Here is a 26,932-nt window from a genome sequence, read left to right on the forward strand (position 1 = left end):
CGGGGCGGGGACGCGTCCAAGATCTCGAGTACTTGACACCAAGTTACCGGTGAGTATGTTATGTTACTGACGAGTAGGCGAGGGTAACCCTCCACTCCGAAACAAGTTTTCTACGGCACGGGCCGATCCGCGGAGGCGAGATTCATGGGCCACTACATCTCCAACCGGCGTGACCTGGACTTCAATCTCTTCGAGTTCCTGCGGCGCGACCAGGTCCTGGGCACCGGTGCATATGCCGAGGTGGACGTCGACTCGGCCCGCGCGCTGCTCGATGAGACCGAGCGGCTGTGCGCCGAGGACCTGCCCGACTCGATGATCGACTCCGACCGCAACCCACCGGTCTTCGATCCCAAGAACCACACCGTGGTCATGCCGGAGACCTTCAAGAAGGCCCAGCACGCCTACATGGACTCCGAGATGTGGCGCCTGGACCTGCCGGTCGAGATCGGCGGCACCGCGGCGCCGATGACGCTGCGCTGGGCCATCCAGGAGATGGTGCTCGGCGCCAACCCGGGTGTGCACATCTACGCCGCCGGGCCGGGCTTCGCCAACGTGCTGTTCCGTAACGGCACCGACGAGCAGAAGCGCCTGGCGCAGTTGATGGTCGACAAGCGCTGGGGCGCCACGATGTGCCTGACCGAGCCGGACGCCGGCTCCGACGTCGGCGCCGGGCGGACCAAGGCCACGCTGCAGGCCGACGGCACCTGGCACATCACCGGCGTGAAGCGGTTCATCACCTCGGCCGAGCACGACATGACCGACAACATCGTCCACTTCGTGCTGGCCCGCCCCGAGGGCGCCGGCGCGGGCACCAAGGGCCTGTCGCTGTTCATCGTCTCGAAGTTCCACGTGGACATCGACACCGGTGAACTCGGCGAGCGCAACGGCGCCTTCGTCACCAACGTCGAGCACAAGATGGGCCTGAAGGCCTCGACCACCTGTGAACTGACCTTCGGCGACACAGGAACATCGGGAGGTGGCCCGGCGGTCGGCACTCTTCTCGGCGACGTCCACGACGGCATCGCCCAGATGTTCCAGGTCATCGAGAACGCCCGGATGATGGTCGGCACGAAGGCGATCGCCACGCTCTCGACCGGCTACCTCAACGCGCTGGCCTACGCCAAGGAGCGCGTCCAGGGCCCGGACCTGACCCGCTCCACCGACAAGACCGCGCCGCGGGTGACGATCCTGCATCACCCCGAGGTCCGCCGGTCGCTGATGATGCAGAAGGCCTACGTCGAAGGCATGCGGGCGCTCGTGCTCTACACCGCGAGCATCCAGGACGCGATCTACAACGAGACGCTGCAGGGCAACGAGGCCGACAAGGCCCTCGAGGGCTTGAACGATCTGCTGCTGCCGCTGGTCAAGGGCGTCGGGTCCGAGCGGTCCTACGCACTGCTCGGCGATGCGCTGCAGATCTTCGGCGGCTCCGGGTACCTGCAGGACTACCCGCTGGAGCAATACATCCGCGACGCCAAGATCGACACCCTCTACGAGGGCACCACGGCGATCCAGGGCATGGACTTCTTCTTCCGCAAGATCGTCCGGGACCAGGGTCAGTCGCTGACCTCGCTGGCCGGCGAGATCGAGAAGTTCGCCGCCGACGACCCGACCGGGCCGCTGGGCGCCGAGCGGGGGCTGCTCGGCGCCGCGCTGGCCGACGTGCAGGCGATCGTCGGCACCATGGTCGGCTCGCTGACCGACGCCATGGGCGAGGTCACGCAGCTGTACAAGGTCGGCCAGAACACCACCCGACTGCTGATGGCCGCCGGCGACCTGGTGATCGGGTGGCTGCTGCTGCGGCAGGCCGAGGTCGCGTTGCGTGGGCTGGACAACCTGCCCGGCGCGAAGGACGAGCAGTTCTACCGCGGCAAGGTCGCGGCGGCGCGTTTCTTCGCCACCCAGGTGCTGCCGACCCTGCACGCGCAGCGGCTCATCGCCGAGTCGGTCGACAACTCGCTGATGGACGTGGCCGAGTCCGACTTCTGAGCCCGCGGGTCGTCAGGTCCCGATGACGCGTAGGCCCAGCCAGAGGGCGGCGGTCGCCGCGGTGATGCCCGGGACCACCGTGAGCAGCGCGTGGCGGGTGAAGGTGGCCAGGCTGATCGGCAGGCCCGCGGCCCGGGTGACCCGGAGCCACAGCAAAGTGGCCAGCGAGCCGACGTAGGTCAGGTTCGGGCCGACGTTCACCCCGATCAGCGTGGCCAGCACCGCTCCCGGGCCTGCCGCCGCCGCCGCCGGTACCAGCAGCAGTACCGCGGGCAGGTTGTTTACGAGGTTGGCCAGCAGTGCCGCCGCCGCGGCCGTGAGCAGCAGCCGACCGAAGCCGGCGCCGGGGTGCACCACGTGCCGGACCACTCGGTCCAGCCCGTGCCGGGAGACCGCGTCGACGAGGACGGCCAGCGCGGCCACGAACAGCAGGAACCCCGGCGCGGCCCACCCGAGGACCTGGCAGGGCCGCAGCTGTCCGGCGAACAGCCGCCGCAGCCCGAGCAGCACCGCCCCGCCGGCGGCGACCACCCCCACCGGAACCCCGAGCGGCGAGGACAGCACGAAGCCGCACAACGTCGCCGCGAGGACGGCCAGTGCCCAGAGCGGCGGCCGCGCCCCGGCCGGCGGTGGCTGCCGGTGTGCGTCCGGGGCTACGGCCAGATCCGCCCGGAAGCAGAGCCGGGCCCCGAGGTACTCCACGACCAGCACCGCCACCGTCGGCAGCGTCATCAGCGCCGCGAACCGCCCCACCGAGAGCCGTCCGGCGTGGAAGGCCAACAGGTTCGACAGGTTCGACACCGGCAGGAGCAGCGAGCCGGCGTTGGCCACGTGCACGGTGGTGTGCAGGTGCGGCCGGACCCGGGCCCCGGTGCGGGCAGCGGTCGCGATCACCACCGGCGTGAACAACACCACCGTGGCGTCCAGGCTCAGCACCGTGGTGACCAGGAACCCGACGCCCAGCACTGCGCCCAGCAACCCGGTCGGCCGACGACCGGAGCCGGCCAGCAGCGACCCGGCCCACTCGAAGACGCCCTCGAGCTCGCACAGCCGGGCGAGCACCAGAACCGCGGCGAGGAAGCCCAGGGTCGGCGCCAGCGCGTGCAGCTGCGCCCGAGCGGCCGCAGCGGGCTCCAGGCCGGCGAGCAGGCAGAGCACTGCCGCCGGGACGGCCACGACCGCCTCAGGCAGCCCCCGCGGACGCGCGACGGCCCAACCCAGGGTGAGGGCCAGCAGGCCCAGGCACGCGCCCAGCGCCACCGCGGGCCCCCTTCTCGAGGCTGCGCCGCGGACTCTGGCCGGCCCCGTCTCCCGCGACCCGAACTGCCCCGCCGGAGCCCCGGTATGACATCCGAGCGGAACTCAGTTCTGCCGAACCCTTGGCCAACCCCATGATCGTCGTCGCCCGGACGGAAGGTATGTTCGGGTAAAGAAGCGGCGCAGGACGGGGCCTGTCGAACGCAGTTCGTCGGCTAGTCCGCCGTGGGTGGTGTAAGCGCTCGCAGGCACGGAGCTGAAGGCCGGGCTCACCGACGCACTTGGTGTCACGAAATGATGAAGATGGATCAGATCAGCACTCATCAGGCGGACCTGCAGGCGCCGGCCGCGCCGGCGCTGCGGCGCGAGCCGATGCAGCGCCGCAGCGTGGCGCGCGTTCAGCGCATGCTGGACGCCGCCCAGGAGCTGGTCGCCGAGATCGGTTACGACGCGCTGACCACCACGCTGATCGCCGAGCGGGCAGGGGTCTCGATCGGGTCGCTGTACCAGTTCTTCCCGGACAAGCAGGCCGTGGTCCGCGCGGTCGCGCTGCGCAATCTGGAGATCTTCAGCGACCGGCTGACGGCAATGGTTCGGTCACGATCGATGCGCAGTTGGTGGGACGTCGTTTCCGAAGTTATTGATCTTTATGTGGACATGCACCAGAAGATCCCCGGATTCCGGGCGATCCGATTCGGCGATGTCGCCGACCTGCATCTGCTCGACCCCGAACGCGACAACGACACCGTCGTCGTCGACCGATTCATCCAGTTGATCGCGCCGTTCGTCCAGGTTCGTCCCACCGACGAGCTGCGACTGGACCTGGTGATCGCGGTGCGAATCGCCGATTCCCTGACCCGGTACGCCTTCGAGCGCGACCCCGCCGGCGACGTCGACGTGCTCGAGGAAACCAAGCGAGTGGTTAGAGCACACCTAAGTCGTGCTCTCGGTGATCCAGAACTGGGCTGATTCTCAGCGTTCCAAGCTGGTTCTTGGCAATATCTTCACTGGTAATCCCGGACGAACTCACGCACCATTACCACGTCCCGTCAATGGGGCGTTCGAACCGTCCGCCGCGGTGACCGCCCTGAACCTGATGAAAGGCTGGCCGCCGTGCCCCAGGTGGCAAAGGGTTCGTCTGTGCGTCGCCCCGGTCGTGGGGCCGCCCTGGTCGTACTGCTCGGACTGCTCGGTGGCTGCGCCACCTCGGTGCAGGCCAGCGACGTCGCCCAGGCCAGACCGCAGACCGCTGGCGCGGCTGCCGGGAACACCTCCACGACGACGGCGGCCACCAACCCGAACCTGTTGCCGGGCATGCCCGCGCCGCTGGACCCGAACAACCTGTACGCGGCCGACGTGGCCGGGGCGCTCCAGCCGTTCCTGAAGAACGTCACCCCGCGGGTCTACGTCCCGAACTCCCGGGGCCACACGGTCGACGTGATCGATCCGGCAACGGCCAAGGTCGTCCAGACCATCGACGTGGGCATCAACCCGCAGCACGTCGTGCCGTCGTGGGACATGAAGACGCTGTGGGTCAACAACGACAAGGGCAACTCGCTTACCCCGATCGACGCGATCACCGGCGTCGTCGGTGCCCCGGTCCCGGTGCACGACCCCTACAACCTCTACTTCACCCCGGACGGCAAGTCCGCGGTTGTGATGGCCTCCGAGGACCGTCAGATCGTGTTCCGCGACCCGCACACGATGGCGATCCAGTCGACGCTGCCGGTCGCGTGCGACGGCGTGAACCACGCCGACTTCTCACCCGACGGCAAGTACATGATCGTCACCTGCGAGTTCACCGGCGCGCTGCTGAAGGTCGACGTGGTCAACCACACGCTGCTCGGCACGCTGCCGCTGGACAAGGGCGCGATGCCGCAGGACATCAAGGTCGCCCCGGACGGCAAGAGCTGGTACGTCGCCGACATGATGCGCAACGGCATCTACACACTCGACGGCGACAATTTCAAGATCACCGGCTTCATCCCGACCGGCAAGGCCGCGCACGGCCTGTTCATGAGCCGTGACGCCAAGCTGATGTACATCAGCAACCGCGGCGAGGGCTCGATCTCCACGATGGACCTGGCCACCCAGCAGATCATCCACAAGTGGTTCATCCCCGGCGGGGGTAGCCCGGACATGGGCGGCCTGTCGGTCGACGGGAACATGCTGTGGGTCTCCGGTCGCTACAGCAGCGCGGTCTACGAGATCGACGTGCAGAACTGGAGCCTGATCGCGAAGATCCCGGCCGGCGCGCAGCCGCACGGCCTGTGCGTCTGGCCGCAGCCGGGCCGCTACTCCCTCGGCCACACCGGGATCATGCGCTAGCCGCAAGGCAACATCTTCGTAGGTCAGGGGCCGAGGATCTGGAGCCGGTCGGTCTCCAGCGAGGCGCCGCCGACCGGGCCGCCGGCCGGGACGTAGAGCTTGCCGTCGACCACTGCGGCGCCGATGCCCTGGACGGCCTGCAGCAGCTTCGGCAGCGGGCTCCAGGCGTTGGTGGCCGGGTCCCAGGCCCAGACGTCGCCGAAGACCTTGGTCTCGGTCGAGTTCTCCCCGCCCAGGACAACGAACCTGCCGCCGAAGTCCGCGCCGGCGAAGGAGTTCCGCGGCGCGGGCAGGGGGGCGGCAGTCGACCACTTGTCGGTCGACGGGTCGTAGACGTCGTGCTCGGTGTTCTCCCCGGGCCGCCCGCCGGCCACGTGGATCTTGCCGTCGACGACGGCGTAGGCGGTGTGGTCGGTGGGCCGGGGGATCGGTGCCGCAGTGGTCCAGGTGTCGGTGGCCGGGTCGAAGACGTCGTGGCGATTGATGTCGCCATGGGAATCGCGCCCACCGATCAGGTGGATCTTGCCGTCGAGGACGACCGCCACGGCGGCCGCCCGCGGGGTCGGCATCGGCGCCAGCGTCGTCCATCGCCCGGTGCCGGGGTCGAAGCGGTACACCGCGTCGGTGACGCCCTTCGGGTTGTATCCGCCCATCGCGTAAAGCATTCCGCCGACCGTGGTGGTGCCGACGTGATCGAGCTGGTCGGGCAGGTCGGCCAACGTCGACCACTTGCCGGTGGACACGTCGAACATGACGTGCACGGCGTGGTGCGGCTTGCCCTGGATGTAGCCGCCGAGCACGTGGATCTGCTCGCCGAGCGCCGCGACCCCGATCTCGCTGACCGCCAACGGCAGTTTCGGCCCGTCGCTCCAGACATAGGAAGCCAACGCGGCTTCCGCGCCCGGCCAGACGGAGTCCAACGGCTTCGACAGCGGCGAGGCCGGGGACACGCTGACCGTCGGCAGGGCGGACACCGACCCGCCCGACCCGCAGGCCGACAGCAGCACGGCGACGCCCAGCACGCTGAGGTTCTGACGCACCGTCACTTTGCGTCTCCCAGTCGTCGGTCGCGCAGGACCGGGAACTCGGCCCGCACCACGTCGACCCGCGCCGGGTCGATCTCGACGTCCAGCACGGTCTCGGTGGTCCCCGCCTGCGCGAGGACCTCACCCCAAGGATCCACCACCAACGACCCGCCCGCCTGTTCGATACCGACCTGTGTGCCGCAGGCGCCGACGGCCGCGACGAACGCCAGGTTCTCCACCGCCCGCGCCCGGGCGAGCAGCCGCCAGTGCTCGGACCGTCGGGCCGGCCACGAGGCGCTGACCACGAACATCTGCGCCCCGGCGTCGAGCAGCGCCCGGAACATCTCCGGGAAGCGCAGGTCGTAACAGGTGGCGATGCCGACCGTGGCCTGCGGCAACTTCCACAGCACCAACTCGGTTCCGGGGGCGACCGTGACGGCTTCTCCGGTGTCGAAGCCGAACCGGTGGATCTTGCGGTACTTCTGGACCGGGACGCCGTCCGGGTCGATGAGCACCGCGGTGTTGTAGAGGTTGTCGCCGTCGCGCTCGACGATCGAGCCGGCGTGCAGATGCACCCCCGCGGCCTGCGCGGCCGCGCACATCGCGCCGACCACCGGCCCGTCGAGACCCTCGGCGGTCAGGTCCCACCGGTCGGGCACCCAGGCACCGTGCGCCCACAGCTCGGGCAGCACCACCAGATCCGCGCCGGCGCAGCGACGCACCGCCGCCGCCGCCCGCCCGATGCGCTCGGCCATCGGCTCGGTCAGCGAGACGTCGAGTTGGGCCAGGCAGATCCGCATGGGCCCAAGTCTGGCGTTCCACACCCGGAGGCGGGCCGCCGGGTTTGACGTCGTCGACCTTTACGGCAGCTTGTCGGCGCTTGTCCCTGCCTGTCGACGGTTATTACTGCCGACAGGCAGGGACAAAGGTCGACGACGTCAAGCCGTCCCGACGTCAAGCCGTCCCGACGTCGTCAAGCGATGGGGGAGGTGAACTCCAGCGCGATGCCGTCCGGGTCGAAGAAGGCCAGGAACGCCAGGCCGAAGCTCTCCAGGACGCGGACCGGGCCGTGCTCGATACCCGAGGAGTCCAGCTCGCCGACCATCCCGTCCAGCTCGGCGCGGGAATCCAGCGCGAAGCTGACGTGGTCCAGCCCGACGCGGAACGGGTCGAAGCGGTCGCCGGCGTGGGCCGCGTCGACCGGGCGCAGGCCGATCAGCATCGTCCCGTTGGTCAGCACGACCCCGCCCTGCAGACCGTCGAGGAGTTCCTCGTGGTGCTCGTGACCCTCCGGCGGCGGGCCGTCGGCGGCGACCTGCAGACCCAGCAGTTCGGTATAGAACTTCTTCGACCGCTCGACGTCGTTGACGGTCAGGCGCATGTGGTGCGGGGTGCCCAGGGTCAGTGCCATCGCCGGTCCCTTGCGGTCGGGGTTGCCTGACCCCCATCCTCACCGCTCAGAACAGCAGCGCGGTAGCCGGGTCGGTGAGCACCGAGCCGACGTCGACCAGGAACCGGGACCCGGCCTGACCGTCGACCACCCGATGGTCGAAGGACAACGACAGCGTGGTGACCTGACGCACCGTCACTTCGCCGTCGACCACCCAGGGCTGCGGCCGGATCGCGCCGAAGGCCAGGATCGCGGACTCACCCGGGTTGATGATCGGGGTACCCGCGTCGACGCCGAACACCCCGACGTTGGTGATCGTTATCGTCCCGCCGGCCATGTCGGCCGGTTGGGTCCGGCCCTCCCGGGCGGTCGCGGTCAGCTCGCCGAGCGCCGCGGCCAACTGCGGCAGCGACATCGCCTCGGCGTCCTTGACGTTGGGCACCAGCAGGCCGCGCGGGGTCGCCGCGGCGACACCGAGGTTCACGTAATGCTTGAGCACGATCTCACCGGCCGCGTCGTCGAAGGTCGAGTTGATCTCCGGGGTGCGCCTGACCGCCAGGCACATCGCCTTGGCCAGGATCAGCAGCGGGGAGACCTTCCGGCCGGCCATCGCCGGGTGCTGCTTCAACCGAGCCACGAACTCGACGGTGCCGGTGGCGTCGATGGTCAGGAACTCGGTGACGTGCGGTGCGGTGAACGCGCTGTGGACCATCGCCTGCGCGGTCATCCGACGCACACCCTTGATCGGCACCCGCTCCTCGCGGCCATGGGCCACAGCCGCGGGGGCCGGTGCGTCGGCGACGGTCGCCGCGGCGGCCACATCGTCGCGGGTGATCGTGCCGCCGGGGCCGGACGGGGAGACCTGACGCAGGTCCACGCCCAGGTCGCGGGCCATCTTGCGCACCGGAGGCTTGGCCAGCACGACGACGCGCGAGCCCTGCTCCTCCAGCGGGATGGTGCGCGCGGGCACCGACTCGCCGGCGTAGGGGGCCTCGCGAGCCTCGGTCAGCCGGCCGACCTCCAACCCACCGTGGCGCACCGGCTGGAAGTTCTCGGTACCCATGGGCCCGGCGGGCACTTCCTCGGCGATCGCGGCCGGGGTGTGCGTGTGCGCGCCGCCGTGCTCGCCACGTCGCGGACGACGCTTGGCGGTGGTGGTGCGCGGGCCGTAGCCGACCAGCACCGCGGTGCGCCCACCGGGCGCCTCGCCGCCGATCAGCCCGGCCGCCACGGTCTCAGCGGCCGGCGCCGGGATCGCCGCAGCGGGCGCTGCGGGTGCCGGTGCGACCGACACCGAACCCGGCTCGGTCTCGATGGTGATGATCGGCGCGCCGACGTCGATGACCTGACCGACCTCGGCCAGCAACTCGACTACCTCGCCCTCGTAGGGGCAGGGCAACTCGACGGCAGCCTTGGCGGTCTCGATCTCCACGATCGTCTGATTGACCGTCACTCGATCACCGGGTTGGACGTACCAACGCAGGATTTCGCCGTCGGTCAGACCCTCACCGACGTCGGGCAGCTTGAACTGCTTGCGAGCCACGCCGGCCTCCTAGTAGGCGAGCGAACGGTCGACGGCGTCGAGCACCCGGTCCAGGTCGGGAAGGTAGTCCTCCTCGATCCGCGACGGCGGGTACGGGGTGTCGAAACCACCGACCCGCAGCGTCGGCGCCTCCAACGAGTGGAAGCAGTTCTCCTGCACCGCGGCGGCGATTTCCGCGCCCACGCTGCAGTTCACCGGCGCCTCGTGCACGACGACCAACCGGCCGGTGCGGCGCACCGAGTTGAACAGCGTGTCGGTGTCCAGCGGGGAGATCGAGCGCAGGTCGAGGACCTCCAGCGAGCGGCCGTCCTCCTCCGCGGCGACGGCGGAGTCCAGGCAGACCTTCACCATCGGGCCGTAGGCGGCCAGCGTCAGGTCGGTGCCCTCACGGACCACCCGTGCAGTGTGCAGCGGCTCGGCGGGTGGGCCGGCCTCGATGTCGAGTTCGGCCTTCTCCCAGTAGCGGCGCTTGGGCTCGAAGAAGATGATCGGGTCGTCGGAGGCGATGGCCTGCTGGATCATCCAGTACGCGTCGACCGGGTTGGAGCAGGCGACCACGCGCAGACCCGCGGTGTGCGCGAAGTAAGCCTCCGGGGACTCCGAGTGGTGCTCCACCGCGCCGATGCCGCCGCCGAACGGGATACGCACCACGACCGGCATCTTCACCTGGCCGGCCGCTCGCACCCGCATCTTGGCGAGCTGGCAGACGATCTGGTTGAAGGCCGGGAACACGAAGCCGTCGAACTGGATCTCGCAGACCGGGCGGTAACCGCGCAGGGCCAGACCGATCGCGGTGCCGAGGATGCCGGACTCGGCCAGCGGAGTATCGACGACCCGCGCCTCACCGAAGTCCTTCTGCAGGCCGTCGGTGACCCGGAAGACGCCGCCGAGCTTGCCGATGTCCTCACCGAGCAGCACGACCTTCGTGTCTCGTTCCATGGCGGCCCGCAGGCCCATGTTGATGCCTTTGGCCAGGGTGGTGGTCTGGGAAGTGTTCACTCGTGACCACCTTCGAAGGAGGCGAGGTAGGCGGCGAACTCGTCGCGCTGCTTGGCCAACGGTGCGTGCGGCTCGCCGTAGACGTTGTCGAACATGGACAGCGGCTCGGGGTCGGCCATCTCCAGGCAGCCGGTGCGCACATGCTTGGCCAGCTGGTCGGACTCCTCGGCGATCGCATCGAAGAAGGCCTGGTCGGCCTTGCCCTGGCGAACCAGGAAAGAGCGCAGCCGCTCGATCGGGTCCTTCAGCTTCCACGACTCGACCTCGGCCGCGATGCGGTAGCGCGTCGGGTCGTCGGAGGTGGTGTGCGCGCCCATGCGGTAGGTGAACGCCTCGATGAACGTCGGGCCGCTGCCCTCGCGGGCGCGGTCCAGCGCGGCCTTGGTGACCGCATGCACGGCCAGCACGTCGTTGCCGTCGACTCGGATGCCGGGGAAGCCGAAGCCGCGGGCACGCTGATAGAGCGGGACGCGGGACTGCTTGTCCGTCGGGATCGAGATGGCCCACTGGTTGTTCTGGCAGAAGAACACGACCGGGGCCTGGAAGCTGCTGGCCCAGATGAACGCCTCGTTCACGTCGCCCTGGCTGGTGGCGCCATCGCCGAAGTAGGCGATGACCGCCTCCGCGTTGCCCTCGCCGACCAGGCCGTCGCGCTGGATGCCCATCGCGTAGCCGACCGCGTGCAGGGTCTGCGCGCCGATGACGATCGTGTACAGGTGGAACTTGTGCGCCTCGGGGTCCCAGCCGCCGGTGTTCACGCCGCGGAACAGGCCGAGCAGGCGCAGCGGGTCGACGTCGCGGCACCAGGCAACCCCGTGCTCGCGGTAGGTCGGGAAGACGTGGTCCTTCGCGCCCAGCGCGCGACCCGAACCGACCTGGGCCGCCTCCTGGCCGAGCAGCGAGGCCCAGATGCCCAGCTCGCCCTGACGCTGCAGCGCGGTGGCCTCGGCGTCGATGCGCCGCACGAGCACCAGGTCGCGGTACATGGAGCGCAGCTGCTCGTCGGAGAACTCCACCCGGAAGTCCGGGTGCTCGACCAACTCGCCCTCAGGCGTCAGCAGTTGGACGAGCGCAGGGTCCTCGCCGAAGTCGGACATCGAGACTCCTCGTCTGACGCTGGCGGGGTCGCCGCCGCTGGTCGCGCGACGGCCGTGCGGTCGCGGTCGCCGGTGAGGCTTGATCACTTCCACGGTATCGAGCGGAGCGCCGACATGCGGTGCGATGTCAGCGGTTCCCCGCCGGGATGACAAGGCCCCGATCACAGCATGGCCGGACATGCCGGGCGCCGCATCGGCCGAACCGCCGACCCAAGATCGGCCCATCGGCCGATGCACGCCGTCTGACGACGCGACGGCCGGCCCGCTCATCGATGAGCGTGAGGAGCACTCTCATACGCCAGGCGTCAGCACCGGCCCCCGAAGCCCCCGGATCCGACATCCCGCGTATGAGTCTGACCATCCCGCGTATGAGAGTGGCCCCTACGATCATCGATGATCGGAGCGCGGACCCACTCCCGACAGCACTCAGGCCCGGCACAAGGCCGGGCCTGAGGGTTTCTGAGCGGGCGTCAGTCCTGCGCGAAGCGCCGCAGCGCGGCACCGGCCAGGACCAGGCCGAGGCCCAGCGCCGCCTCCGCGCCGTCGACCGGCGTCGCACCGGTCTCGGGCAGCTCCTCGGGCGCGGCCTCGATGATCGGGTGGCCCGGCGCGACGGTGTGCTGCCGGGGGACCCGGGCGACGGGGGCCGGCTCGATGCCGTCGAGCACCCGGTCGGCGCGGTGGACCAGGTCGAGGACCGCCGGGACCAGCCCGTGGGTACCGTCCCGGTCGTCGCGCTCACCCCAGCCGCCGTCCGCCGAGCCGCGGTGACGCCCCTGGCCCTGGTGCGCCGGGTGCTCTTCGTGAGCCGCCGGCTGGTCCTTGGGCGCGGGGTGCTCGGCGGGCAGCGGCAGGAGATCGCCGAGTCCGCCGTGGCGCTTCGGCAGGTCGCGACCCGGGTTCGCCTGGTCCCCCTGCAGGACGCCGCGGCCGATCTTGTCGACCAGTCCGACGCCGTCCTGGCCGGCGCTGTTGACCAGGTCGAGCAGGCTCGGCTTGTGCCCACTGGGCTTGCTCTGGGCCGGGGCAGACTTGGCGTCGTCGGGCTTGCTCTGGGCCGGAGCAGCCTTCGCGTCCTCGGACTTGCTTTGCGCCGGAGCCGGCTTGGCGTCGTCGGACTTGTGGTCGGTGCTGCCGGGGGCCTGCAACGCCTCGATCAGACCGTTGACGAGGCCACCGGACTTGTGGGCCGGAGCGGGCCTGGTCTCGCCGGACTTCTGCGCCGGAGCAGCCTTGGTGCCGTCGGACTGGTGGCCGGTGCTCTCCGGTCCGTGCAAGGCCTCGATGAGACCGTTGAGGTCCGGGTGCTGCCCGCCGCCGTTGACCACGTCGAGCAGGGTCGGCTTGCGTCCCTGCCGGGGCTGCGCGGACGCCGGCTGCGAACCCGTGCCGTCGTGGGACACGCTCGCCGGCGGCTGCGCCTTGTCGTGGTTGTCAACCTGCTTCGCGACGTTGTCCCCGGCGTGCTGGACGAGCAGGCCAGGGACGTTGTGGTCCTCGACCGGCTCGCCGGAAACCAGGCCCTCGTCGTCGGCGTCGATCAGCTGCAGGACGGGCTTGGCGACGTCGACAACCTGCCGACGTCGGTCCTTCGACGGGTTGAGCACCGCGAGCAGTGCGGCGTTGTCGTCGTCGGAGGACGGGGAGCCCGACCGATCGTGACGCCCGGTGGAGTTGCTCCGCCCGGCGTCGACCGCCGGCTTGGCCGGGACGGCGGCGGGCTTGCCGGCGGTGTGGTCCGGTGCCGGGGCGGCCGGGGCAGCGACCGGGGCCGGGGCCGTCGGCTGCTGCTTCGGGGCGGCGGGCGGGACATCGGCCGGCGTGCTGTGGGCGGGCGCAGTCGTGCCGCCAAGCAGCGATTCGGTCCGGACGGGGTCCGCGCCGGTTGCCGGGACGCCGTGGGCAGTGCCGGTGGCGAGCAACCCGCCCCGGCGCCGGTCGCGGGCGGCGTGCCGTCCGCTGCGCCGCGCGTGCTTGGCGACGGTGTCGTGGCTCTCGTGGCCGACCCAGACCAGGCGGCCCGCGCCGTCGTTGCTCGGGTCGGCGCCGTTGCCGAGTTCCAGGACGCCGGCATCCCCGCTGGAGCCGGGTTCAGCCGCGGCGCGCTTGTTCGCGGCCCGGCGGACCGCCGCGGGGCGCGTGGCTACAGCCGACGATCCGTCGGTGGCCGGGGCGGTGGAAGCGGCCGGGGCGGTCGACGTGGCCGGGGCGGTCGACGTGGCCGGGGCGGTCGACGCGGCCGGGGCGACCTGTGGCTCCGACTTCGGGGCCGGCGCCGCCTCGTTCGCCGGGGCGGCCTCCGCAGCCGGGGCCGCCTGCGACGGGGTCGCCTGGGACGGGGCCGCCTGGGACGGGGCCGCCTGCGACGGGGTCGCCTTCGCGGGCTCAGCCTGCTGCGCCGGAGCAGCGGCGGGGTCCGACTGCGCGGTGCTGTCCGCAGCCGGAGCGGGCGCTGCGGGCTGTGCCGGGGACGGGTCGTCCATCGACGCGGCCAGGTGTGCCCAGCTGGGGTCGGGAAGCTCTTGGGCCGCCTCGGTCGTCAGGTGGTGACGCACCTGGTGGGCAGTCGGCCGCGACCCCGCGCTGCGCCGCGGAACCAGCTTGCTCAGCGACGGGTGCGACGTCTCGCCCGCGCCCTGGATGCCGTTGGTCGCCGATCCCACCGCGCGCTCGGCAGCTTGTGCGGTGCCGACACCCGCAGCCTGGAGCACGACGACGCCGACTCCTGCCGCCGAAGCCAAGGTGGCGCGCCGGATCCCCGGCGCCACACGCGACGGAGCGGCATGACGGCCGCGTTGTCCCGAACTCGAACCGAGACGCATTAGTGCCCCCCAAAAAAGCGTTTCCAGAGCCGGCGGCTCCTCCGCTGTTTCACACCGCCGACAGCGATTGGTCTAACAGCCGCCCGGTCCTCCCGCCATACCTGGATTGCGGCCCGCCGTCCGGTCGGACCCGTCGCTCGGCGCGCCGTTCTGGGCGAATTCATCCGCATTCGCCCGCCTGTCCGGACTCCGGCGACAACTTCGGACATATCGGGATCCGCCGGCCCGACTCGTCCGGCCCTGTCCGTTACCTACCGGCCGCGGGCGCCGGTCGGCAGGGCTTGCCTGCGGGCGTCAAAACCCTTTCAGGGCAAGGTGATCGGTCGGTCAAAATCACCCGTTGGGCGGCATGACCGTCAGGCGAACCGGGCGGCCACGGCCAAGAACCGGTCGTCCACATCCGGGGTGGCGACCGTGACCCGGACCCCTTCGGTGCCGAACGGCCGCACCATCACCCCGGCCTGTTCGCAGGCCGCGGCGAATTCCGCCGTACGGTCACCGAGTGCCAGCCAGACGAAATTGCCCTGTGCGTCGGGAATGTCCCAACCCTGCGCCCGCAATCGGGTCGACACCCGGGTTCTTTCCGCGACGAGATCACGGACCCGGGCCTGCAATTCCTCCTCGGCCGCCAACGAGGCGACCGCGGCGACCTGGGCCGGCGTGGAGACCCCGAACGGCACCGCGCATGCCCGGGCCGCGGCAGCGACCGGGGCATTGGCGACCACGTACCCGACCCGCAGGCCGGCCAGCCCGTAGGCCTTGGAGAACGTGCGCAGCACCGCGACGTTGCCGTGGATGCGGTAGACGTCGACGCCGTCCGGCACCTCCGGATCGGTGACGAACTCGCGGTAGGCCTCGTCGAGCACCACAAGCACGTCGGTCGGCACCGCGTCGAGGAACTCCTCCAGCTCACCGCGCCGGATCGCCGGACCGGTCGGGTTGTTCGGGCTGCACAGGAAGACCAGCCGGGTCCGGTCGGTGATCGCGGCGGCCATCGCGGACAGGTCATGGCGACCGTCGGCGGTCACCGGCACGCGGACCGAGTCGGCTCCGGAGATCTGCACGAGGATCGGATAGGCCTCGAACGACCGCCACGCGTAGAGGACCTCGTCGCCGGCCGCCGCGGTCGCCTGCAACAACTGCTGGGCAACCCCGACCGAGCCGGTACCGAAGGCCAGATGCTCGGCCGGCACGTCCAACCGCTTCGTCAACGCCTCGACCAGCGCACCGGCTGTTATGTCCGGGTACCGGTTGGCACTCGTCGCGGCGTTGGCCACGACCTCGAGCACGGCCGGCAGCGGCGGGTACGGGTTCTCGTTCGACGACAACTTGAAGGCCGCACCGCCCGCGGGCATCCGGCCGGGCACGTAGCCGGGGATGCCGGTGATCGCCGGGCGCAGTCGGGGTCCGTCCACCATTGATGTCTCCCTCGCTGCGCCAACACTAGGAGGCTCGGCTGCACCGGCCCGCGGCCGCCGCATGGCACGATTCGCGCATGCGAAGTGTGCTGATCAGACTCGCCGTCAACGGCGCCGCCCTGTGGGTCGCCGCCGGCGCCGTGCACGGCATCGCCCTGGACAAGGGCCCGCACGCCGGCAACGGCACGTTCGGCCAACGGGTCACCGTCATCATCGTGGTCGCCGCGATCTTCGCGGTGGTGAACACGATTGTGAAGCCCATCGTGAAGCTGTTCTCGCTGCCGTTGTTCATCCTCACGCTGGGCCTGATCATCTTCGTGATCAACGCCCTGATGCTGCTGATCACCAGCGGCATCTGCGACGCCCTGAACGTGCCGTTCCATGTGGACGGCTTCAAACCGGCGTTGGTCGGCGGCCTGGTCGTCAGCTTCGTCTCGTGGCTGATCAACGTCCTGCTGCCGGACGACCTCGAAAGCCGCTGACCAACCCCGAGATCGCCCCGGCGCGCCCCCCATCCCGCACTTCTGCTGCCTGTCCCACCTATTCCCGCGTCCCCATAGGTGGGACAGGCAGCAGAAGTTGGTTCCTGTCGGGAGGGCGGGTGGACGTCGGTCAGTCGGCGAGCGGCAGGTAGACCCGGTCGCCGTTCGCGCGGAACTCCGCGGCCTTGGCGGCCATGCCTGCTGACACTGCGTCAGACTCCGCGATTCCCTGCTCCGCGGCGAACTTGCGGACGTCCTGGGTGATCTTCATGGAGCAGAAGTGCGGGCCGCACATCGAGCAGAAGTGCGCGGTCTTGGCGGCCTGGGCAGGCAAGGTCTGGTCGTGGAAGGACCGAGCGGTATCCGGGTCCAGGGCGAGGTTGAACTGGTCCTGCCAGCGGAAGTCGAACCGGGCCTCGGACAGTGCGTCGTCCCACGCGCTCGCACCCGGGTGGCCCTTGGCCAGGTCCGCGGCGTGCGCGGCGATCTTGTAGGTGATCACACCGGTCTTGACATCGTCGCGGTCGGGCAGGCCCAGATGCTCCTTGGGGGTGACGTAGCACAGCATCGCGGTGCCGAACCAGCCGATCATCGCCGCGCCGATCGCGGAGGTGATGTGGTCGTAGCCCGGCGCGATGTCGGTGACCAGCGGGCCGAGGGTGTAGAACGGCGCCTCGTGGCAGACCTCCAACTGGAGGTCCATGTTCTCCTTGACCTTGTTCATCGCTACGTGGCCGGGGCCCTCGATCATCACCTGGACGTCGTGCTCCCAGGCGATCTTGGTGAGCTCCCCGAGCGTGCGCAGCTCGGCGAACTGTGCCTCGTCGTTGGCGTCGTGGGTGCAGCCCGGGCGCAGGCCGTCGCCCAAGGAGAACGAGACGTCGTACTGCTTGAGGATCTCGCAGATCTCGGCGAAGTGGGTGTACAGGAACGATTCCTGGTGGTGCGCCAGGCACCACGCGGCCATGATCGATCCGCCGCGGGAGACGATCCCGGTCTTGCGCTTGGCGGTCAGCGGGACGTAGGCCAGGCGCACGCCGGCGTGCACGGTGAAGTAGTCCACACCCTGCTCGCACTGCTCGATCAGGGTGTCCCGGTAGATCTCCCAGGACAGTTCGGCGGCCTTGCCGTCGACCTTCTCCAGGGCCTGGTAGATCGGCACGGTGCCGATCGGGACCGGGGAGTTGCGGATGATCCACTCCCGGGTGGTGTGGATGTTCCGCCCGGTGGAGAGGTCCATGACCGTGTCGGCGCCCCAGCGGGTCGCCCAGGTCATCTTCTCGACCTCCTCCGCGATCGTGGAGGCCACCGCGGAGTTGCCGATGTTGGCGTTGATCTTGACCAGGAAGTTACGGCCGATGATCATCGGCTCGCTCTCCGGGTGGTTGATGTTGACCGGCAGGATCGCCCGGCCGCGGGCGATCTCCTCGCGCACGAACTCGGCCTCGACGCCCTCGCGCAGGGCGACGAACTCCATCTCCGCGGTGATCAGCCCGCGCCGGGCATAGGCAAGCTGCGTCACGGCGGTCCCGCGGGGCAGCGCCCGACGGGGCTCGCGTCCGCCGCTGAAGACGGCGTCGAGCCCGGCCAGCCCACGATCGCGGCGGGCCGCGTCCGCATAGCCGTCATCGACGGGCTGGGGGACCCGGCCCTGGTAGGCCTGCGTATCCCCGCGCTCGGCGATCCAGCGCTCGCGGAACGGCTCGAGGCCACGCTCGATGTCGGTGTCGACCCCCGGATCGGTGTAGGGGCCCGAGGTGTCGTAGAGCACCACCCGGTCGCCATTGGTAAGCGCGACCTCACGCATCGGCACCCGCAGGTCCTCGCGCGAACCCACCAGATAGGTCTTGCGGAAAGCGGCGGTCTGCTCGACACGTTCGGAAAGGGCGGTCACCATCAGCTCCCTACGCCGGAATTACCCGGTCAGGTTCAGGCGGTCGGCGGCGTCGGCAGCCGCCCTCTCAGCCCGGTCCGACCCGAGCTCCCGCGATGTGCCTCCGACACTACCCGCCATGCGCCGGCCCACCGGTCGAGCCCGCCGGCGGCCGTGGATCATTGGCGGGTGACGTACCGAATCGCGGTCGTGTGCCTGGGCAACATCTGCCGCTCCCCGATGGCGGCGGCGGTCCTGCGCAGCAAGGTTGCCGCGGCCAGGTTGGTCGACGTCGAGATCATCTCGGCCGGCACCGGCGACTGGCACGTCGGGTCGGGCGCCGACCGGCGCGCCCGCGCCGCGCTGGTGTCCCGCGGCTACCCCGACGAGCATCGGGCCCGGCAGTTCCGTTCGGGCGACTTCCCCGACGTCGACCTGGTGCTGGCCATGGACGCCGCCAACCTCCTCGATCTGCGGCGGCTCGCCCCGCCCGGCTCGGCGGCGACGATCCGGCTGTTCGACGACCCGGCCGAGGTACCCGACCCGTACTACGGCGACCGGTCGGACTTCGAGGGAGTTCTCGACCAGGTCGAGCGGGCCGCCGACACTCTGGTCGCCGAACTGCGCCGCACGGTGTCGCCGGCATGATCCCCGACGGGCTGGCCGACATCCTCGGCGCCGCGGTGACGGCAGCGAACGCGGTGAGCGGGGGCGACATCTGCCAGGCCCACCGCCTGCGGCTGGACGACGGCCGCACGGCATTCCTCAAGACCCGTCCGGGCGCCCCGCCCGACTTCTTCCACACCGAGGCCGCGGGGCTCGAGAAGCTCGGCGCGGCCGGCGGGGCACCGGTTCCTCAGGTGCTGGCGGTGACCGACGACGCACTGGTGCTGGAGTGGATCGAGCCCGGCAGGCCCACCCCGGAGGCGGCCGAGGCGTTCGGCGCCGCCCTGGCGGTCACCCATGCATGCCACCCCCCACACTTCGGCGGCGACGGGGACGGCAGCGGCAGCGGCAGCGGCCATATCGGTTCGCTTCGGATGCCCAACCGGCCGGTCGACTCGTGGCCGGAGCTGTACGCCGAGCAACGGATCGGGCCCGCGCTGAAGGCCGCGTTCGACCTCGGCCGGATCGAGGTGCGGGACGCGGCCTTTGTGAAACGGGTGACGGGGCTGCTGGATGTCCTGGCCGGCCCCGTCGAGTCGCCCGCCCTGCTGCACGGCGACCTGTGGTCAGGCAACGTGCACTGGTCGGCCGCCGGGCCGGCGTACCTGATCGACCCGGCGGTCCAGGGCGGCCACCGCGAGACCGACCTGGCGATGCTCGCGCTGTTCGGGGCACCGCATCTGGAGCGCATCGTGGCCGCCTACGACGCCGCGTTCCCGCTCGCGGAGGGCTGGCGCTCCCGGGTCGCGCTCCACCAACTGCATCCGGTCCTGGTGCACGCGGCCCTGTTCGGCGGTGGCTACGGCCAGCAGGCCGGATCGCTGGCCCGCACGGCCCTGGGCGGCCGCTGAGGCAGCATTCGGCGCCGGCGGTTAGGGTCGGCCGCAGGTGAGGTGTCCACGAGCTATCAGGAGAGCGGCATGACGATTGCGGTTGGCGACAAGATCCCCGACGTCGAGGTCAAGGTCCTCGGCGAGAGCGGTGCTCCGGAGTCGGTGAGCACCGGCGACGTCCTCGGCTCCGGCAAGGTCGTGCTGTTCGGCGTCCCGGGTGCGTTCACCCCGGGCTGCAGCAAGGCTCACCTGCCCAGCTTCGTGAAGGGCGCGGATCAGCTGGCCGGCAAGGGCGTCGACAAGGTCGTGTGCGTGGCGATCAACGACGCGTGGGTCATGGACGCGTGGGCCGAGTCGCAGGGTGCCAAGGGCAAGATCACGATGCTCGCCGACGGCAACGGCACCTTCGCCGACGCCATGGGCCTGTCCTTCGACGGCTCCGGCTTCGGTCTGGGCAAGCGCTCCCTGCGCTACGCCGCGGTCATCGAAGACGGCGTGATCTCCAAGCTCGACATCGAGGACAGCCCGTCCTCCATCTCGGTCTCGGCCTGCGAGAACGTGCTCGCCCAGCTCTGAACCCCCGACCCTCGACGGGGTGTCGCCCACTGCGGGCGGCACCCCGTTCGGCGTCAACCGGTCAGGCTTTTGCCTTACGGGCCGAGACGAGAATCGTCGACAGCCAGGGCCCGCCGTACCAGGCCTCCCAGCCCAGCGACCGGCTCTCGATCTGCTCGCAACCGAGCGTGGCCAGCTTGGCCGCGTAGTCCTTGGTGTGCCGGATGTCGGCGATCAGCACCCGCCCGCCCGGACGAGTGACCCGGACCGCCTCCTCGACGGCGGCCCGCCGCCCCTCGGCGTTGGGTATCGCGCTGATCCCCAGCCCGGAGACCACCAAGTCGTACTGGTTGCCGGGCATCCGCAGGTCGGTGATGTCGCCCTGCCGGAACTCGACGCGGTCGGACACGCCCTCCGCGTCGGCGTTGCGTCGGGCGATCTGGTCCTCCGAGCCGCCTTTGTTGCTGGTCAGAAGGCTGCGCGAGCGCCACGCGTCGATCCCGAGAACCTTGCCCGTGGTCAGCCGGGCAGCCACCAGGGTGGTTACCGCCCCGCGCCCGCAGCCCAGGTCCAGCACCTGCTCGGCCCCGGTCAGGTTGAGCTCGCCCAGGAGCTTCGACCACACCAGGAACTTCCCGCGCCGCGCGGCGTGCAGGTAGCCCAGCGCGATGATCAGCAGGATCCCGCCGGAGCCGATCAACCACCAACCCTGGGGGTCGTGCTTCGAGCCGACCCGTTGGTAGCCCATGTTGAGCAGTACGAGCGCCAACGCGGCCTGCACCGCTGGTACGACCGGGGTCTCGACCCCGTAGTTGCCGCGTCGGCCGACGCTCGTCCGGAACACGTGACCATCCTGCCGGAACGGAGCGAGAGCCCGATCCGGGGCCGACCGTGCGGCTCAGACGTGGCTGGTGAGCGCGATAGCGACGACCACCATCGCGACGAGCAGGACCACCACCGACAGCGCCAGGGCCACGTCGACCGGGCTGAACGGGCGCATCACCACCGTCCACCAGCGCAGGCCCGGCTCCTCCCGGCGTCGGCAGGGCCGGCAATTCTCGTCGTCGCAGTCGATCTCCGGGAGGGCCGGCATCGACCACAGGTCGATCTCGTCGGGCGCCTCGCTGGGCCCGGCCTGCCGGGCGATCGTGGGTCGGTCCGCCGGGCGGAACGCCGCCGGCGGCAGCCCGCCACTCGCGTTCTCGACTCGACCGGCCCGTCTCACGAACTCTCCCCAATGTCCGGCAGTGCACTGCTTCTCTAGAGGGATTAGAAAAACAACCCATGCGAGTGTCAAGGGGCGTTCAGGTACTTCGGTGCCCACTTTGCCTGGAATCTCCCCGCTCGTACCCTTTCTGCCGTGCACGAGGCGGACTCGAACCGGCCCGACGGAACCGGCACGAGCGGTCGTAAGCCGCTCAAGTACCGCCGGATCGCCGACGACCTGCGCGGCGGCATCCGGCGGGGCGACTACGAGCCCGGGCGGCCGCTGCCCGGTGAGAACGACCTGATGGCGCGGTACAAGGTCGCCCGGATGACAGTGCGGCAGGCCTTGGCCGAACTGCAGCGGGAGGGCCTGGCGATCGCCCGGCGCGGCTCCGGGGTCTACGTCAGCAACCTGCGCCCGATCGTCCGCGACGAGCTCGGCTGGCTGGCCACAATGCCCTGGCTGCGGGGCGAGGCGGCCTGGAATGAGCAGGCCGCGAGCACAGAACTGCAGGTGGAAGGCCTGGGGGTCCGGCTGGACCGGGCCACCGAGGCCGTGGCCGAGGCCCTGGAGCTACCGCCGGGCGCGGAGGTCTGGGCCCGGTCCGGCCGATCCACGCTGGAGGGCCGGACGGTGGCGCTGACCGTCTCCTGGCTGCCCCGGGCGCTGGTCGAGGGGACGCGCGCCACCGCGCCCGACCCCGGCCCGGGCGGCGTCTACGGCTGCCTGGCCGCGCTCGGGCTCTCGCCCACGAACTTCCGGGAGGACGTCCGGGCGAGGCCGGCGATCCCGGTGGAGGCCGAGCAGCTGGGGTTGTCGGCCGGGGCGCCGGTGCTGGTCGTCCGGAGGCTGGCCCGGGCCGGTGCTCGCCCGGTGGAGCTGAGCGAGGCCGTCCTCGACGCGTCTGTGCACGTGCTGCGCTACGAACTGCCCGCCGGCTCGGAGCCGACCCTCAGCCGAGTCTGACCCGCAGCATCCGGACAGCCCCGCTCCGCGTATGAGAGTGCCCCCGCCCGCGTATGAGAGAGCCCCGCCCGATCATCGATGATCGGGCGACGGCCCGCCTCTCGCAGCCGTCCGGTGGCTGGGGCAGAGTGGAGCCATGGCACCGGACGCCCCCGCGAGCACTGCCGTCCCCGACGCCTGCCTGGTCGCCCACGGCGCCCCGGACACCGCCTCGCCACAGACGCGCAGCCTGATCCTCGTCTACGCCGGGCAGATCTCCCGGCACCTCGCGACGTTCGCGGCGGCCTGCGACTACCGGGTCAGCGTCGTCGAACCGGACGCCGCGTTGGCCGCCGAGGCCGTGAGCTGGGCCGGGCAGGTGCTGTCCACGGTCGGCGCCGCGGCCGGCGACACCGGCACCGACGTGGTGGTCACCGACCATCACCGCGACGACCTCGGGATCGTGCTGCGCGACGCGTTGGCGGCGCCGGCGCGCTGGGTCGGGGTCGTCGGTAACCCGCGGCAAGTCGGTCCGCACGTCGCGATGCTCACCGAGCTCGGGGTCGCACCGGAGGAGATCGCCCGGGTGCACCGGCCGATCGGGCTGAACATCGGCTCGCGGTCCCCGGCCGAGGTCGCGTTGTCCACGCTGGCCGGGCTGCTGGCCGATCGCACGGGCCGACCCGGCGGTTTCGACTTCGCTGTCTGACCGGGTTCGCCCGGACTCGTCCGGGCCCCGGGGTGCCGATTCAGCCGAACGGGTGGATCGGAGCCGCCCCGATGCCGACAACCACAACACTGGTTGAGTCGTGCCCGGGCGTCCGTCGCCGCAGCCCGGGCCGCTTGGCACCACCCGCGGCGACAGTTGGGGGATCCAGTGCCGAGCCCGAGTACCCGCACCGCCGTCCTCGAGGTCCGTCCGCCCGCGCTCGGCGCCGCCCGCGTGCCCGGACCCCGTCTGCACGCCTTCCAGCGCAGCGCCGTGGATCTGGTGGCAATGGCCATGGAACTGCGCCCCGCGCTCGGGCCGGACACGCTCACCGTCGCGGCCGCGCTGGCCGACACGGTGGTCCACCTGGTCCGCGAGATCGTCGGCCACGACCTGGGCGGCTACCGCTCCTTGTTCGCCGAGGCGGCCCACTTCGGCGGCCTCGTGGCCGTCGCCGAGGAACACCAGGTGCACAGTGCGCGTGGCCGGGTTGCCCCGCACGTCGTCGAGTTGCTGGCCTGTGTCGGCGCCGAGTTCGTGGAGGACGACAAGCTTGCCGAGGAGCTGTGCCGCTGGCTGCTGGAGTCCGGGTACTTCCTGGTCCGGACCGGGACCCCGACCGCGCCGCTCGTCGACTCGCTGCGGGTCGACCTGACCCGCCTGCTGGCCGAGGTCGAGGACGACGAACTCGCCGACGAGCTGCTCGAGTTGGCGCTGCTGGACGACGAGACCTCCGTGGAGGAAACCGCGGTGGAGGAGTCCGACGACGCGCCGGCGCCGGTCGAACCGCCCCGCTTGCCCCGTCCGACGGTCTCGCCCGAATCGCGGGCCGCCGAGGCCTCCGCGGGCTCTTGATGATCTACGCACTGATTGGCCGGAATCCGGGTGTTTTTGTGGGGAACCGGAATGATGCGTCCGTCGTCAAAGGGGTATGACGACGATGACCAACGACTCGACCGACACCCGCCTCATGACTCCGGCCGAGGTGGCTGCGGTTTTCCGGGTCGACGTGAAGACCGTTACTCGCTGGGCTAACGCCGGAAAGCTCACTTCGATCCGCACTCTCGGGGGCCACCGCCGGTTCCGGGAGAGCGAGGTCATGGCTCTCATGCAGGGCACGATGGTGGCCGGCCCGATTCCGCAGCAGTTCGGTCGCACAGGCTGACACAGCGCGCTGACGCTGCGTCACAAGGTCGTCAAAAGCGGTCGGTGCCAGTCCGAACCGACCGCCCGGTCCGCCGACCGACGGCCGTGGCGAGGGGGATCAGGACTTCGATGGGGCGGGACCAGACTTGGTCCCGCCCCATCGCCTTGAGTCGAGTTACCGCGGCTCAGGGGAAGAGGTGACCGCCGAAACCGTGGCCGCCGAAGTCCCCGAAACCGCCGAAACCGCCGAAGCCCCAGCCCAGGTCCCAACTGTCGTCCAGCCAGCCGAAGTCCCCGCAGCCGCAGTCCCCGCCGCCCCAGTACGGCGCGAAGCCGCCGTACATGTCGCAGCGCCAGGACTCCCAGCACGCCTCGTGGTGCGGGTGGCAACAGCCGTGGTGGTGGTGATGCCACGCCGGCGCCAGGCTCGGCACGGCCGCCTGCGACTCCACCGAGGCCGCGCTCGCAGGCACGGCGCCCACAGCGACGATCGCAGCGCCGACGAACGCGGCGGCGGCGGTCCGTTTGATGCTTGGCACGAATCCTCCAGGTGACGATGTGCGGTGCCCCCCGGCAAGATCCACTCTCGCCGGCGCCCGCTATTCCGCGTCACCCTCGAAGATCAAAAACCTCGCGTCCGAACAGTCACTTCATCACCGCAAATTGCCACACGTCAGTCAGTTGAGAACTGACCGTAATGGCATGACTACCTGTCGTATATGGACGGCGGTTGATTCCGGTCAGCCGCCCGGCTGCACATTCCCGTTCACCTTCAGCGAGTAGTGCGCGTAGGCCTCGGTGCTCGGGTCGCTGTCGGTGGGGTCGGCGTGAGAGACGACCGCGACCACCACGGGGAAGTCCCGGAACTCCGCGAGCGTCTTCGCGTCCGGCGTCCAGTCGAAGCCGTCGTGCGAGCGCACCAACACCCGGTTGCCCTTCGCCTCGATGCCGACCAGGCTCACGTACCAGCCGTTGACGGCGCCCGCCTCGGGCGCGCCGCTCAGCGCTGAGGTCGGGTCGTTCGGGTCCGCCGGCGACGGGATCACGGTCTTCTCGCCGGTGAACATCACCGACTTCAACTCCGAGCCGGCGATCATGCGGCTGGCGTCGCGCAACTGGACGTAGTCCGCGCCGTTCGGCGCCGCGCCCGGCAGGTCGTAGGACGTCGGGTTGGCCAGGTTCAGCGTCGCGTCGAGATCCTTCGCGGTCACGTCCGCGCGGGAGATGCCGGTGACCTTGCCGCGCTTGGCGTAGTGGTCGATCAGGTTCATCAGCTGGAACTGGTGGAGCAGGTCGCCGACCTTGGTGCCGGGGGCGAACTTGTCGAGTTGGGCCTGGACACCTGCGAGCCCCTGGTTCTTGCCGTCGCGGTGCAGCCCGCTCATGAACCCGAGCCCGAAGCGGTCGAAGCAGTAGAGCATGAACGACCAGGCGTTGCCGTAGTCGGAGAGAATCTCCGAGCCCTGGCCCTCGTCGCCCCACATCGTCAGTGAGTTCTGCGGGCCGCCGCAGGCGTGCGGGTTCGGGTTCGACGGCCCCTGCACAGTGCCGTAGCCCTGGAAGCACAGCAGCTGCGGCTGCGCCCCGGGCTGGGTGATGTTCAGCCGGGTGTCGGTGTAGCCGTCGAGCGCCTCGGCGAACATCGACAGGCCCTCGTTGACCCAGGTCGCCTCGTTCGGGTCCTGGTAGGACTCGAGCAGGTGCTGCCACTCGTGGCCGAACGTCGACTCGTAGAGGAACGGGTGCGCCGGGCGCGACCGGCACAGGTCGGCGGACGGGTTGTTCGACGGGTGCGCGCCGGTGCGGTGCGCCCAGTCGTAGGCGTCGACCGTCATCACGTTGCGGTCGGTGAGCTGGTTGAAGATCGGCGCGAAGAAGCCGGCCACGTAGGACTGGTTCTTCGGGAACTCGTAGAAGTTCGGGTCGCGGACGTTGTCAACCAGCGTGACGGTGTGGTCGCCGGCGCCGGCGAAGTCGAGTCCGATGCCCGCGACGCCGGGCACCGTCGCGCTCCCGTTGTGGTCCGGCGGCGTGGAGAACGCCGCGGTCTCCTTCGGATACATGTTGTCGTCGAACTGCTTGATCAGGCCCTCGACCTCGGCGTCGGTGACGTCGGTGCTGCCCGGCACGTCGGCGTCGCGACAGTCGCCTGCCGGGAAGTGCGTGCCGCAGGCGACCGCGTCGCACCCGGAGGCAACCCAGACCTCGATCTTCTGTCCCACCGCGCGCAGCGTGTACGGCTTCAGGTAGACCCCCGGGCCGATGCCCTTGGCCATGTCCAGGGCCGGCCACAGCAGGGTCGTGCCCACCGGCGGGGTCTTCTCCCCGGACAACTCCGGGCGCGCCAGTGTCTTGCGCAGGTCAGCCAGGTGGGTCGCGGAGATCGTCGCCGTGCCGAGCATCGCGGCCAGTTGCGGGGACAGCCGGAACGTCAGGTTCGGGCCGAGGAAGGCGGGCAGCATGCCGTCGGGAGCGGGCTGCGGGTCCGCGGCGCCGGTCGAGGTCCCCGGCGTGGCCGCCCGGGCCGACCCGCCCGGAAGCCCGACGGTGCCGGCCAGCAGCGTCGCGATCGCGGCGGAGCCCGCCAGGACCCGCGCGACGGCCGGAACCCGTGGGGGGGAATGCATGGTCGATCTCCTCGCCGCTCG

At 70.5% G+C, this 26,932-nt stretch carries 25 protein-coding genes and 1 riboswitch; of the genes, 11 read left to right on the forward strand and 14 right to left on the reverse strand.

The annotated features are described in order from the left end of the window. Positions 1-144: 144 nt before the first annotated feature. Positions 145-1,989, forward strand: a complete 1,845-nt coding sequence (locus VHU88_04130) for an acyl-CoA dehydrogenase (protein ID HEX3610853.1) — start codon at positions 145-147, stop codon at positions 1,987-1,989. A gap of 12 nt (positions 1,990-2,001) precedes the next feature. Here the strand turns inward: VHU88_04130 and VHU88_04135 are convergent, their stop codons facing one another. Then, positions 2,002-3,249: an SLC13 family permease gene (locus VHU88_04135; GenBank protein ID HEX3610854.1), complete on the reverse strand. Its 1,248-nt coding sequence runs from the start codon at positions 3,247-3,249 to the stop codon at positions 2,002-2,004. Positions 3,250-3,549: 300 nt separating this feature from the next. Between VHU88_04135 and VHU88_04140 the strand changes: the two genes are divergently transcribed. Continuing rightward, complete coding sequence (locus VHU88_04140) at positions 3,550-4,215, forward strand: TetR/AcrR family transcriptional regulator (GenBank protein ID HEX3610855.1); 666 nt, start codon at positions 3,550-3,552, stop codon at positions 4,213-4,215. 171 nt (positions 4,216-4,386) lie between these two features. Continuing rightward, positions 4,387-5,574, forward strand: coding sequence for a hypothetical protein (locus tag VHU88_04145; GenBank protein ID HEX3610856.1), 1,188 nt, complete (start codon positions 4,387-4,389; stop codon positions 5,572-5,574). A gap of 23 nt (positions 5,575-5,597) precedes the next feature. Here VHU88_04145 and VHU88_04150 read toward each other — a convergent pair whose 3' ends face one another. The 8 genes from VHU88_04150 to hisC form a co-directional block, all read right to left on the reverse strand. Continuing rightward, positions 5,598-6,620 (reverse strand): kelch repeat-containing protein, encoded by a 1,023-nt coding sequence (locus VHU88_04150; protein ID HEX3610857.1) that lies wholly within the window; start codon positions 6,618-6,620, stop codon positions 5,598-5,600. Next, entirely contained in the window at positions 6,617-7,399 is a 783-nt protein-coding gene (locus VHU88_04155) for a nitrilase-related carbon-nitrogen hydrolase (GenBank protein ID HEX3610858.1), read from the reverse strand. The genes VHU88_04150 and VHU88_04155 overlap by 4 nt, the downstream gene beginning before the upstream one ends. 173 nt (positions 7,400-7,572) lie before the next feature. Then, positions 7,573-8,010: a VOC family protein gene (locus VHU88_04160; protein HEX3610859.1), complete on the reverse strand. Its 438-nt coding sequence runs from the start codon at positions 8,008-8,010 to the stop codon at positions 7,573-7,575. Positions 8,011-8,056: 46 nt separating this feature from the next. Then, positions 8,057-9,532 (reverse strand): dihydrolipoamide acetyltransferase family protein, encoded by a 1,476-nt coding sequence (locus tag VHU88_04165; protein ID HEX3610860.1) that lies wholly within the window; start codon positions 9,530-9,532, stop codon positions 8,057-8,059. Between the two features lie 9 nt (positions 9,533-9,541). Continuing rightward, positions 9,542-10,531, reverse strand: coding sequence for an alpha-ketoacid dehydrogenase subunit beta (locus tag VHU88_04170; GenBank protein HEX3610861.1), 990 nt, complete (start codon positions 10,529-10,531; stop codon positions 9,542-9,544). Further along, entirely contained in the window at positions 10,528-11,628 is a 1,101-nt protein-coding gene (pdhA, locus tag VHU88_04175) for a pyruvate dehydrogenase (acetyl-transferring) E1 component subunit alpha (GenBank protein HEX3610862.1), read from the reverse strand. The genes VHU88_04170 and pdhA overlap by 4 nt, the downstream gene beginning before the upstream one ends. A gap of 470 nt (positions 11,629-12,098) precedes the next feature. Then, entirely contained in the window at positions 12,099-14,339 is a 2,241-nt protein-coding gene (locus VHU88_04180) for a hypothetical protein (GenBank protein HEX3610863.1), read from the reverse strand. A 467-nt stretch (positions 14,340-14,806) separates the two neighbouring features. Beyond that, complete coding sequence (gene hisC / locus VHU88_04185) at positions 14,807-15,868, reverse strand: histidinol-phosphate transaminase (protein HEX3610864.1); 1,062 nt, start codon at positions 15,866-15,868, stop codon at positions 14,807-14,809. Between the two features lie 77 nt (positions 15,869-15,945). Between hisC and VHU88_04190 the strand changes: the two genes are divergently transcribed. Further along, complete coding sequence (locus tag VHU88_04190) at positions 15,946-16,350, forward strand: phage holin family protein (protein HEX3610865.1); 405 nt, start codon at positions 15,946-15,948, stop codon at positions 16,348-16,350. Positions 16,351-16,480: 130 nt separating this feature from the next. On the opposite strand, the gene thiC is transcribed toward VHU88_04190, so the two are convergent. After that, the gene (gene thiC, locus VHU88_04195) at positions 16,481-18,244 is read right to left on the reverse strand and encodes a phosphomethylpyrimidine synthase ThiC (protein HEX3610866.1); all 1,764 of its coding nucleotides are present in this window, start codon (positions 18,242-18,244) and stop codon (positions 16,481-16,483) included. Then, positions 18,235-18,348: riboswitch (TPP riboswitch) on the reverse strand. It overlaps the preceding gene by 10 nt. Positions 18,349-18,412: 64 nt before the next feature. Between thiC and VHU88_04200 the strand changes: the two genes are divergently transcribed. The 3 genes from VHU88_04200 to VHU88_04210 all read left to right on the forward strand — a co-directional run bounded on the left by VHU88_04200 (position 18,413) and on the right by VHU88_04210 (position 20,298). Continuing rightward, positions 18,413-18,871, forward strand: coding sequence for a low molecular weight protein-tyrosine-phosphatase (locus VHU88_04200; protein HEX3610867.1), 459 nt, complete (start codon positions 18,413-18,415; stop codon positions 18,869-18,871). Further along, on the forward strand, positions 18,868-19,740 hold the full coding sequence (locus tag VHU88_04205; GenBank protein ID HEX3610868.1) for a fructosamine kinase family protein: 873 nt from the start codon (positions 18,868-18,870) through the stop codon (positions 19,738-19,740). The genes VHU88_04200 and VHU88_04205 overlap by 4 nt, the downstream gene beginning before the upstream one ends. A 69-nt stretch (positions 19,741-19,809) precedes the next feature. After that, positions 19,810-20,298 (forward strand): peroxiredoxin, encoded by a 489-nt coding sequence (locus tag VHU88_04210; protein ID HEX3610869.1) that lies wholly within the window; start codon positions 19,810-19,812, stop codon positions 20,296-20,298. 61 nt (positions 20,299-20,359) lie between these two features. Here VHU88_04210 and VHU88_04215 read toward each other — a convergent pair whose 3' ends face one another. Together VHU88_04215 and VHU88_04220 are read right to left on the reverse strand one after the other, a co-directional pair. Beyond that, on the reverse strand, positions 20,360-21,121 hold the full coding sequence (locus tag VHU88_04215) for a class I SAM-dependent methyltransferase (protein HEX3610870.1): 762 nt from the start codon (positions 21,119-21,121) through the stop codon (positions 20,360-20,362). Positions 21,122-21,175: 54 nt separating this feature from the next. Then, positions 21,176-21,502 carry a hypothetical protein gene (locus tag VHU88_04220; protein ID HEX3610871.1) on the reverse strand — a complete coding sequence of 109 codons (327 nt, stop codon included), beginning with the start codon at positions 21,500-21,502 and terminating at the stop codon, positions 21,176-21,178. 135 nt (positions 21,503-21,637) lie between these two features. Here VHU88_04220 and VHU88_04225 point away from each other — a divergent pair, with 135 nt between their 5' ends. The 4 genes from VHU88_04225 to VHU88_04240 all read left to right on the forward strand — a co-directional run bounded on the left by VHU88_04225 (position 21,638) and on the right by VHU88_04240 (position 24,303). Then, the gene (locus VHU88_04225; protein HEX3610872.1) at positions 21,638-22,450 is read left to right on the forward strand and encodes a GntR family transcriptional regulator; all 813 of its coding nucleotides are present in this window, start codon (positions 21,638-21,640) and stop codon (positions 22,448-22,450) included. Positions 22,451-22,586: 136 nt separating this feature from the next. Then, the gene (locus VHU88_04230; protein ID HEX3610873.1) at positions 22,587-23,138 is read left to right on the forward strand and encodes an XdhC family protein; all 552 of its coding nucleotides are present in this window, start codon (positions 22,587-22,589) and stop codon (positions 23,136-23,138) included. Between the two features lie 168 nt (positions 23,139-23,306). Next, positions 23,307-23,993: a hypothetical protein gene (locus VHU88_04235; GenBank protein ID HEX3610874.1), complete on the forward strand. Its 687-nt coding sequence runs from the start codon at positions 23,307-23,309 to the stop codon at positions 23,991-23,993. Positions 23,994-24,078: 85 nt separating this feature from the next. Further along, positions 24,079-24,303, forward strand: coding sequence for a BldC family transcriptional regulator (locus tag VHU88_04240; protein ID HEX3610875.1), 225 nt, complete (start codon positions 24,079-24,081; stop codon positions 24,301-24,303). A 166-nt stretch (positions 24,304-24,469) separates the two neighbouring features. On the opposite strand, the gene VHU88_04245 is transcribed toward VHU88_04240, so the two are convergent. After that, positions 24,470-24,823: a hypothetical protein gene (locus VHU88_04245; GenBank protein ID HEX3610876.1), complete on the reverse strand. Its 354-nt coding sequence runs from the start codon at positions 24,821-24,823 to the stop codon at positions 24,470-24,472. Positions 24,824-25,024: 201 nt separating this feature from the next. Then, positions 25,025-26,911: a hypothetical protein gene (locus tag VHU88_04250; GenBank protein HEX3610877.1), complete on the reverse strand. Its 1,887-nt coding sequence runs from the start codon at positions 26,909-26,911 to the stop codon at positions 25,025-25,027. Positions 26,912-26,932 lie beyond the last annotated feature (21 nt).

Source organism: Sporichthyaceae bacterium (genome assembly GCA_036269075.1).
Lineage (GTDB): Bacteria > Actinomycetota > Actinomycetes > Sporichthyales > Sporichthyaceae > DASQPJ01.